This is a genomic window from uncultured Christiangramia sp. (genome assembly GCF_913046405.1).
Lineage (GTDB): Bacteria > Bacteroidota > Bacteroidia > Flavobacteriales > Flavobacteriaceae > Christiangramia > Christiangramia marina.
In genome coordinates this window covers 1-9,567 of record NZ_CAJWRQ010000107.1, presented here as the reverse complement: position 1 = coordinate 9,567, position 9,567 = coordinate 1, and the positions used below count along the sequence as shown (strand labels likewise).

9 protein-coding genes are annotated in these 9,567 nt (G+C 39.0%); 3 read left to right on the top strand and 6 right to left on the bottom strand.

All coding sequences use genetic code 11. The features are described 5' to 3' along the window. Both ligD and QZ620_RS12200 read left to right on the top strand, forming a co-directional pair. Positions 1-3,277: DNA ligase D (ligD, locus tag QZ620_RS12205; RefSeq protein ID WP_295182058.1), on the top strand; the 3,277-nt coding region annotated here is incomplete at its 5' end. An 82-nt stretch (positions 3,278-3,359) separates the two neighbouring features. After that, a complete protein-coding gene (locus QZ620_RS12200) occupies positions 3,360-4,397 on the top strand; it encodes an App1 family protein (protein ID WP_295182055.1) in 1,038 nt (345 codons plus the stop codon). 68 nt (positions 4,398-4,465) lie between these two features. On the opposite strand, the gene QZ620_RS12195 is transcribed toward QZ620_RS12200, so the two are convergent. The 5 genes from QZ620_RS12195 to QZ620_RS12175 form a co-directional block, all read right to left on the bottom strand. After that, entirely contained in the window at positions 4,466-5,134 is a 669-nt protein-coding gene (locus QZ620_RS12195) for a sterol desaturase family protein (RefSeq protein ID WP_295182052.1), read from the bottom strand. 13 nt (positions 5,135-5,147) lie between these two features. Next, positions 5,148-5,762 (bottom strand): deoxynucleoside kinase, encoded by a 615-nt coding sequence (locus tag QZ620_RS12190; RefSeq protein WP_141878609.1) that lies wholly within the window; start codon positions 5,760-5,762, stop codon positions 5,148-5,150. Between the two features lie 356 nt (positions 5,763-6,118). Next, complete coding sequence (locus QZ620_RS12185; protein WP_295182049.1) at positions 6,119-6,475, bottom strand: DUF6122 family protein; 357 nt, start codon at positions 6,473-6,475, stop codon at positions 6,119-6,121. After that, positions 6,475-6,801, bottom strand: a complete 327-nt coding sequence (locus tag QZ620_RS12180) for a DUF202 domain-containing protein (protein ID WP_295182048.1) — start codon at positions 6,799-6,801, stop codon at positions 6,475-6,477. The genes QZ620_RS12185 and QZ620_RS12180 overlap by 1 nt, the downstream gene beginning before the upstream one ends. Next, positions 6,798-8,597, bottom strand: coding sequence for an SLC13 family permease (locus QZ620_RS12175; RefSeq protein WP_295182045.1), 1,800 nt, complete (start codon positions 8,595-8,597; stop codon positions 6,798-6,800). Before QZ620_RS12175 ends, QZ620_RS12180 begins: the two co-directional genes overlap by 4 nt. A 96-nt stretch (positions 8,598-8,693) precedes the next feature. On the opposite strand from QZ620_RS12175, the gene QZ620_RS12170 reads away from it, so the two are divergent. Continuing rightward, on the top strand, positions 8,694-9,203 hold the full coding sequence (locus QZ620_RS12170) for a DinB family protein (protein ID WP_295182039.1): 510 nt from the start codon (positions 8,694-8,696) through the stop codon (positions 9,201-9,203). On the opposite strand, the gene QZ620_RS12165 is transcribed toward QZ620_RS12170, so the two are convergent. After that, on the bottom strand, positions 9,200-9,567 hold a 368-nt coding region (locus QZ620_RS12165; protein ID WP_295182037.1), incomplete at its 5' end, for a pyridoxal-phosphate dependent enzyme. The two genes, QZ620_RS12170 and QZ620_RS12165, sit on opposite strands and share 4 nt — an antisense overlap.

The following is a 9,567-nucleotide window of genomic DNA, read 5'->3' as shown; positions in this document are numbered from 1 at the left end:
TATGGATGATATGTTTCAGCTATCTGTAGAGCTTTATGATACCAAAGATAAGAAAGTGGTTTGGTCAGATAGATGGCAAGAAAAGTGGGATAATCTAACAACAATTAAAGGTAGTCTCTCTGATGGGCTACTAAAAGCTTTAGATACTAAGCCAAAGGTTGAGCAAAAAGTAGAAACCACCAATCCTGAAGCCTATGAATTTTATCTGAAGGCCAGATATAAATTTTGGAATCGTAAGAATATAGAAGATACGAATATAGCAAGAGGGTTATTAAACAAAGCTATAAAGTTGGATGATAAACTTTTATCAGCGAAAAGACTCCTATCGTTTACATATAATGCGGAGGGGAACTATGCCAAAGCTTTAGATATTCAAACCGGAATCCTAAAACAAGCTAAAGCCCTTGGTGACAAGAATGAGATGGGAAATTCACGGCAGAACATGGGAGTGATTTACAATATCAAAGGTGATTACGAAAAAGCTATGGACTGTTTCAACTATTCAATGGAAATAGCGGAGGAACTGGGGAATAAGGCTGGTGTGGCAGCTTCATTGAATGGTATGGGCTTGATATACTGGAGAAAAGGTGAGACGGAGAAGGCTTTTGAATGCTACACCCGTACCCTAAGGATAAATGAAGAGCTTGATAACAGACCCGGTGTAGGATATGCGCTGAAGGCTTTAGGAGTTTTATATCGAACTAAAGGTAACTATGATAAAGCATTAGAAAATTACACTCATTCTCTTGAGATAAGTGAGGAGTTTGGCATTAAGCGTGCCATTGGCCATGAATTAAATAACATTGGCATTATCTATGAAAAAATGGGGGACAGTGATAAGTCATTGGATTACACTACCCGCTCACTTGATATAGCTCATGAGCTCAATGATAAATACGGAGAGGCTGGAGCCCTGCATACCTTAGGACTCGTTTATTTAGCTAAAGGTGATCTTGATAAAGAGAATCTTTATAGGTTCGTCATTCAACGTCATCGAGCTTCCAGACTACATTATGATTTGAGGCTTGAGGTTAATGGTGTTCTTAAAAGCTGGGCCGTTCCTAAAGGTCCTTCCATGAATCCTGACGATAAGAGGCTGGCCATTGAAACTGAAGATCACCCGGTAAAGTATCTACACTTTGAAGGATCGATCCCAAAGGGTAATTACGGGGCTGGAAAAATGAGAATCTGGGATACCGGTACATTTGAATCGGTAGGAGATTTCGGATCTGAGGAAGCTTTAAAAAAGGGCGATCTAAAAGTAAAATTTCATGGAGATAAGATAAAAGGAACATTTGCCCTGGTTCGAACAAGAAGGCAGGATGGACAGAAGCATTGGTTGCTAATAAAGAAAAAAGATGATCATTCTGTTACTTCAAATTACGACGCAGAAGACTATGCTCCGCAAGGAATCGTAAAAAGTCTTAACGATTCTGATATCATAAAGCCAATGCTGGCGACTGCGGCAGATGGAATTTTTAGCAAACCCGGTTGGATATACGAGTTGAAATGGGATGGTTACAGAGTGCTTGCAAGTATCAGCGATGGCAAGGTGAATCTGTACTCCAGGAATGGGATCAATTATAATGATAAGTTTTCAAAGCTTGCTCAGGACCTGGACAGCATCCCTCATGAGGTGATACTCGATGGCGAAGTGGTAATTCTGGATGAGCATGGAAAACCACAGTTTCAACAACTACAAAATTACGACAGTACTTCCCCGGCAGATCTTCGTTTTTATGTTTTTGACTTACTTTTTCTAAATGGGCACAGTATACTGGACCTAAACCTGCTCGAACGTAAAAGTCTGCTTCCTGATGTTCTGGAAGGGTTGGAGATGACCTACTACTGCGAGCATGTTGAAAGTATGGCAGATGCTTTTTTCAAGAAAGCTTTAAAAGATGGAATGGAAGGAGTCATCGCAAAGAAAGCAGATTCAGTCTACACTCCGGGATACCGCAGTGAGAAATGGTTAAAAATAAAAGGTACAAGATCGGAAGAAGCTTTGATCTGTGGTTATACAGATTCAAAAGGATCCGTTTTCGGATCATTGATACTCGGGATCTATAGAGAAGGTGAATTACAATACGCAGGTAATTGCGGAACTGGATTCTCATCTTCGGTGCAACAGGAATTACTTCAGAAGATGCAGAATCTTGAAATTCAAAAGTCACCCTTCCTTCAGAAAATAAACTTTAAAGGCAGATCACCAAATTGGGTAAAACCGGAACTTGTGTGTGAGATCAAATTTTCAGAATGGACAGAGAGCGGTAGAATGCGTCATCCTGTTTACAAAGGTCTAAGAGAAGATAAATCTTTAAGTGATGTAAAAACCACAAACAAAGCATCTCAGAATTTCTCAAAGGTTAGCTCCAATGCTTTAGAAATAAATGGCAGAACAGTTAATGTCACTAATCTGGACAAGATCTACTGGCCGGGAGAAGGTTTCAGAAAGTACGATCTCATCGATTATTACATACAGGTTTCAGAATATATGATCCCGTTTTTAAAGGATCGTCCACAAAATCTCCACAGGCACCCAAATGGTATCGGGAAAGAAGGTTTTTACCAGAAGGATAATGAAGGTTTGCTGGATTCCTGGATCGAAACTTTAAAGATTTGGTCTACTTCTGCGAAAAGAGATATAGAATACCTTCTCTGCCAGGATGAGGCTAGTTTAATTTATATGGCAAACCTGGGGTGTATTGAGATCAATCCTTGGAATAGTAGAATAAAAACCTTGGATCAACCAGATTATGTTATCATTGATTTGGATCCTTCAGAAAAAAATACATTTGAGGAAGTGATCGAAGTTGCGCAGGTAACACAGGAGATTTTAGAGTCCGCAAATATTGAAGCTTATTGCAAGACTTCAGGATCTTCGGGAATTCATATTTATATCCCACTTGGTGCGAAATATTCTTACGAAGAAGGTCGTGAATTTACAAAGCTCATCTGTTATTATGTTCTTGAGAGAACCAAAGGACTTACCAGCATGGATCGTGCTGTAAAGAATCGGAAAAATAAGATCTACCTGGATTATCTACAGAATAGACGGGGACAAACTCTGGCTGCTCCTTACTGTGTAAGACCTAAACCTGGTGCTCCGGTTTCAGCTCCTCTACACTGGAACGAAGTGAAACCAGGTCTAAAGATCATAGATTTCAATATCAAAAATATGCCCGCAAGAATTATGGAGAATCCAGATCTTTTTCAAGGAGTGTTAGTTGAAGATATAGATATGGGAAAAGTGTTAGATGCTCTAAACCGACTTTAATACTAAAATAATTATAAAACTAGGCCATCTGGCAGACTCGGTTCAGAATAAAATATAACTTGAACCAAAACCTTCAATTTTAATGATCAAACGTTTTAAAAAACTACTAGGCAGGTATAGAAACCTCGATCAAATTCATATTGTGCCCTATAGAAGTTATGGTACCTATTCCCATTTATATGTCTTCGGAAGGGTTTTAGATAATGAACCACTGAATATCGTCAAGGAACAGTCCATTTTTCGGACTATAAAAAATACGTATAAGCAATTCGATAGCTTTGAAATTCCTGATGCCGAAATGGAGCTGGTGGTTCCTGGAAAAGTAAATTTAAGAACGACTACCAGCGATGAAGGTTATTTTCTGTTCGATAAGACTTTTGATGAAAACTTATCTGAATATGCATCGAATGAAGGCTGGATAGATTACGAGGTTAGGTACTGTGAAAAGGTAGAACCTAGAACAGATGAATTGGAGAACCCAAAACGTGGCGAATTTCTTATTCCGCAGCATGATGCTGAATTTGGAGTTATAAGTGATATTGATGATACCATTCTGCATACAGGAGTTACTTCATTTCTAAAATGGCGCTTACTGAAGAATTCATTACTAACAAACGCCTATAAAAGAATACCATTAAAGGGAGCTCCGAGCCTTTACAAGAAATTACACGAGGGAACCAGTGGTAAGTTTAGAAATCCCATGTTTTATTTAAGTAACAGTCCCTGGAACATGTATGAGTATCTCAAATTGTTCCTGGATCACAATAATTTTCCCAAGGGTCCCATGTTGTTACGTGATCTTCGAACTCCTTTTGAAAGCACTATGAAACCTGAGAAACCTCATAAGCAAAAGGAGATCACCAACATTCTAAAAACTTATCCAGATCTTAAATTTATCCTGATTGGAGATAGTGGTGAACATGATGCGAGCATCTATACAGATATTGCGGCTCAGTATTCAGATCGTATTTTGGCGATCTATCTAAGAAGTGTGAAACACAAAAAGCAGATGCAACGTGTGCAAAGTATCATTGATAATTTTGATACAGTACCGGTGCTCATGGTGATGAGTAGTGAGGAAGCGGAAGAACACGCCCGTGAAAATGGCTTTATAAAATAGTCAGGTCACAAAATTCAGAACATAAAAAAAGTCCCTTTTTCAAGGGACTTTTTTTTGTATGTACTGAATTAGCTTGGATCTATACTGGTTCCAACCGCAGCTCTTTCCTGAACCGGAGATTTTCTTGGCATAGTACCAAAGATCTGGTCCCAAAGTGGTGAAGAAACTCCGAAAGCACGATCTGGTTCACGATAATGGTGAATACTGTGATGATGCCATAGGATCTTTAGAAAGTTTCCTGGAACCTTAAAAGCGTGAACAGAATAATGAACAGCCAGGTAAGCAGCGTAACCAATCAGGAAACCTGCAAGAAAACCGAATACATAATCTCCCAGTACCGCACGATAAATGATGAATAAAACCGTTGCGATCACCAGACTAAGAACAGGAGGCATGGCCAGCCTGGATTTGTCTTTTGGGTAATCATGATGTACACCATGCATCGTGTAGCTTAATTTTTGTTTTTTGGGCGTAGTTGCTGGTATGTGATAAAGATACCTATGCATTACGTATTCAATGAACGTAAAGAAGAAAAGGCCTGCCAGGAATAATCCAATCATCGCCGGGGCTTCAAATCCTTTTTCAAACACTCCATAATAAACTAAAGCGACAGAGATCATACCAAAAATGATCAATGGCAGCGATATATGTGTGTGCGTTAATTTTTCCAGGATCGGGTTATCGAAGAGTTTTGGAGAACCCTTGTGTTTTGGTCTTTTTAGCTTAGTAGATTCCATAGTCAATTATCATTTAAAAAAGTCCGTGTAACTGTCCATCGATGCGGTTGATGATATCACCGAGGTCTTCCGGATTGTCCACAAAATTAATATTATCTACATCAATTATAAGCAAATTTCCTTTATTATAATCGTGTACCCATGCTTCGTAGCGTTCATTCAACCTACTCAAATAGTCAATAGAGATAGAGTTTTCATAATCACGCCCTCTACTATGAATCTGTTTTACAAGGTTAGGAATACTGCTTCTCAAGTAAATGAGTAGATCTGGTCCCTGTACCACACTTTCCATAAGATCAAAGAGTGATTTATAATTTTCAAAATCCCTGTTGGTCATAAGACCCATTGCATGCAAGTTTGGTGCGAAAATATAAGCATCCTCATAGATCGTACGATCCTGAATGATTTTCTGGCCACTCTCGCGAATTTGAAGGATCTGCCTGAACCTGCTATTCAAAAAATAGATCTGCAGGTTAAACGACCAGCGCTCCATTTTGTTGTAAAAATCTTCGAGGTAAGGGTTTTCCAGAACATCTTCAAACTGAGGTTCCCAGTTGTAATGCTTTGCTAGTAATCGAGTTAATGTTGTTTTTCCTGCACCAATATTTCCTGCTATGGCTACATGCATAATTTATTTCTTAGGCTGAATTAAGGAGTGTAAAGATAAAAGAATTGAATTAAATTGATTGATTTGATATAACTTGAGGAAATAAATTTTCAACAAAGTTTAAGGCCTTGTGCTACAGTTTTATAACGATTTGAAGGGTTAATTTTAATTTGCACTTATTACTGCCTGATATGGTTTAAAAATAGATTCAATATGGTTATTCATTACCGGATAATTCGAAATTGTTTCTGTACATATTGAGCTAAAAAATTGATTATCAAAAGTTTCATCCTATTTAGAGATGCTGCTTCAGAAGTAACAATATTTTTTTAAAAGCTTAAAAGCCAAGTTACTATTTACTTCCGAAGTATAATAAACTATAAGAGATTAGGGAAAATACAGGAGTTACAATTATAGTTTGTCCATACGCAATCAAGAAAATCTGTGATCATATGAAAGAATAATCCGATACATATCAATCTGATTATTTTTTGTCTTATAAATATCATTCCGAATAAATAAGCAGCGATTGCAATTTCCGAATGCAGGGGATGGAATCCAATTCCGCAGCGATTGGGATCAAAAATTGGGGTGGCTAGTAAATGATCGATGTCCACGATCATGGTAGCAGCAAGAATAGCCCAGTATTTTAACCAGTTTTCACGGTCATAGAACCAGGCGATCACAGCGATCACCAAAAAGTGCATGGAGTAATGCACCAGACTCTGTAGCATCAGCCTTTGTTATTTTCTTCCGGTTGTTCTCTAAGGAGTCCGTTAAGTTTGCGTTCCAGGGCAACATACCTTGAAAATCCAACAATTATAAATAGGATGCAGAGGAAAAGGGATAAGTAACCTACCCACATCAGGCTGATACCCTGATAATCCTTGATTTGTAATAAAGCAAGTCCGCTAATAAGCAAATATATAGATGCCCGAATATAGCTGAGTAAGGTTCTTTCGTTTGCAAGTTTAGTTCGTTCTAAAGCTAGATGTTCACGAAGCAGTTTTTCGTCAATGATTCTGGCTTTAAAAGGGTTATGTAATTTTACTTTTCTCATAGTTCAAAAGGGAAAAACATCGGGATAATAAATGAGGCCGCGATCCAGATGATAAAGTTAAGCGGAGTTCCGAACTTTAGAAAATCTCTGAACCTATAATTTCCCGGCGCGTACACCATTGTATTCACGGGATAACTTACCGGAGTCATAAAAGTAAGCGAGCATGCAAACATGACGCCAATCAAAAAAGGTTTTTCGCTCACCTGCATCGCCCCGGCCAGACTTATGACTATGGGCGTCATGAGAGCTGCTGCCGCTTTACTGGATAAGACATTAGTAGATAGAAAAGTGAATAGAAATATCATGCTTAACGTCCACCGGGGATCCATATCGCCCAAAGTTTCAAAGACGTACTGGGAAACAATATCAGAACCACCAGTTTTTTCCAAAGCTTTTCCCATAGATAGTACACCGGCAATCATAAATATCACTTTCCATTCAATAGCTTCGTAAGCTTCCTGAGGTTTTAAAATGGTAAGGGTGACGATCAATAAACTTCCAACCATCGAACTTATGAGGATAGAAGTAATGTTAAAGGCTGCAGCGGCAACTACCCCAATCACGATGAGCAACGCAGGAATTGCCTTTTTATAGTTCACATTTCTTCCCTGGTATTCTGAAAGCGTTACGATCATTTTTTCTGAAGCAAGGACTGAAATTGCTTTTTCTGAAGCGAATAACAACATCATATCACCTTCTCTAAGAACTACCCGGGAAACATCTTCGGTGATCGTTTCTTTACGATGTCGAATAGCCAGAACAGAGGCATAATAAGTGCTTCTGAAGTTCATATCCCTAATGGAATGACCCGCAAGTTCAGATCCATATGGAATCATGACTTCGAAGATCTTTTTTTCTTCTGAAACTTCTGAGGCATCCTGATTGGCCTCCATTTCCTTGATGCTTTCTTTGTCACCTCTAACAGAAATACCTTTTTTTGATTTTAATTTTGCCAGGTTTACTGGATCCACCAGGATTCTAATCCTATCGTTTTCTCTTAAAACCGTTTCTCCATTGATTTCATAAACCCGGTAATGTTTTCGTTTTATTCTAAGTATCTGGATCTTATAGTCTTTGACCAGTCTGGATTCTGAAACAGGTAGGTCGATATCAACGTGATCATGATGTAGTTCGATCTCGGCCATATACTTTTCAGTTTGCTTTATAAGTCCTGTGTTTTCAGGCAATCCTCGTTTTGGCAATAGAATTGGTCCAAGCAGGAAGATATACGCCAGGCCAATAGTAAGTAAGCAAAGAGCAGCCATTGAAAACTCGAACATGCCGAAGGGCTCAGAACCTAGCTTTTCAGCATAACTGCTTACCAGGATATTCGTTGAGGTTCCAATAAGGGTGCAGGTGCCGCCAAATAATGCTGAAAAAGAGATAGGAATTAGAAGTCTGGCCGGGCTAATTTCGGCTTCGCGGCAAACCAGTAATGCCACAGGAATAAGAATCGCGACTACTGCAGAATCATTAATAAAAGCAGAAAGTACAGCTGAAGTGAGACACAAGGAAACGAGTGCAGAAAAATAATTTATACGTGCAATCTTAATAAGCCTGGCACTAAGACCGTCAATGATCCCCGATTTGAAAACGGCAGCACTAACCACGAACATACAACCAAGCGTAATGGTAGCCGGATGGTTAAATCCCGAGAAACCTTCTTCGGGACTTAGAACTCCCGAAATTATAAAAAGTGCCATGATGATGATAGAAGTGGTGTCTATCGAAAAATAATCGCGCACGAACAGGATGATACCAATGATGATGATCGCAACGGTGAGATACAATTCCATCTGAATTTATTTAATATAACAACCTGATGTTCTTCTTAAAGATAAGACTTCTTTTTTTTACCTGATTTAATTTCTATTTTACAGTAAAATATGAAAATGGATAAAGCTAAACCAGAGAATTGGCTACGCGGTAAAGTAGAAAATGTACCCGACCTGTTGCAGCCCGCAGCGCATGCACTACTTCAGTCTAAAGAAGAACTCCGTAAATATCTTGTTGATTTCCCTGCAGGCGAATTATGGACAAAACCTGCTGAAAGGGCGTCTGTAGGGTTTCATCTTCAGCATATAGCTGGTGTGACCAACCGTTTGATCACTTATGCAAAAGGCGAACAATTGAGTGAAGCTCAGTTGCACTATTTAAAACTGGAAGGAAAAGCTGATGCCTCCATTAGTGTTGAAGAACTTATAATTAAGGCTGAAAATGAATTGAGCGAAGCGGTAGTATTTTTGAAATCACAGAAGCCTGAAGATCTAACGAATACGGTCGAAGTAGGGAGGAGGCGAATTAAGTCAAGTTTAATTGGCGTACTTTTTCATGCTGCAGAACATTCTCAAAGGCATATAGGACAAATGCTGGTGACAATATCTGTAGTAAAAGACTCCTAAAATGGCAGGTTAGAAAGATCAACATTGCCGCCAGAAATGATCAAGCCCACTTTCTTGTTTCTGAACTTATATTTCTGCTGAAGAATGGCGGCCAGGGCTACAGCGCTGGAAGCTTCAACCACAATCTTCATGCGTTCCCAGATCAAGCGCATTGCTGCAATGATCTCTCCTTCAGAAACTCTGATGATCTCTGAAACATGATCCCTAATTATAGGGAAGTTAACGTCTCCGAGCATTGTTTTGAGTCCGTCTGCAATGGTAAGAACAGAAGCGTTACTTTCAATCTTTCCACTTTTTAAAGATCTCCATGCATCATCAGCTTCCATAGGTTCTGCACCAATACAAAGACAGTTTTGAAGCAAAA

Excerpts from the sequence above, each read along its gene's own strand:
- QZ620_RS12200 (WP_295182055.1), top strand. The coding sequence starts at position 3,360 with ATGATCAAACGTTTTAAAAAACTACTAGGCAGGTATAGAAACCTCGAT.
- QZ620_RS12195 (WP_295182052.1), bottom strand. The coding sequence starts at position 5,134 with ATGGAATCTACTAAGCTAAAAAGACCAAAACACAAGGGTTCTCCAAAA.
- QZ620_RS12190 (WP_141878609.1), bottom strand. The coding sequence starts at position 5,762 with ATGCATGTAGCCATAGCAGGAAATATTGGTGCAGGAAAAACAACATTA.
- QZ620_RS12185 (WP_295182049.1), bottom strand. The coding sequence starts at position 6,475 with ATGCTACAGAGTCTGGTGCATTACTCCATGCACTTTTTGGTGATCGCT.
- QZ620_RS12180 (WP_295182048.1), bottom strand. The coding sequence starts at position 6,801 with ATGAGAAAAGTAAAATTACATAACCCTTTTAAAGCCAGAATCATTGAC.
- QZ620_RS12175 (WP_295182045.1), bottom strand. The coding sequence starts at position 8,597 with ATGGAATTGTATCTCACCGTTGCGATCATCATCATTGGTATCATCCTG.
- QZ620_RS12170 (WP_295182039.1), top strand. The coding sequence starts at position 8,694 with ATGGATAAAGCTAAACCAGAGAATTGGCTACGCGGTAAAGTAGAAAAT.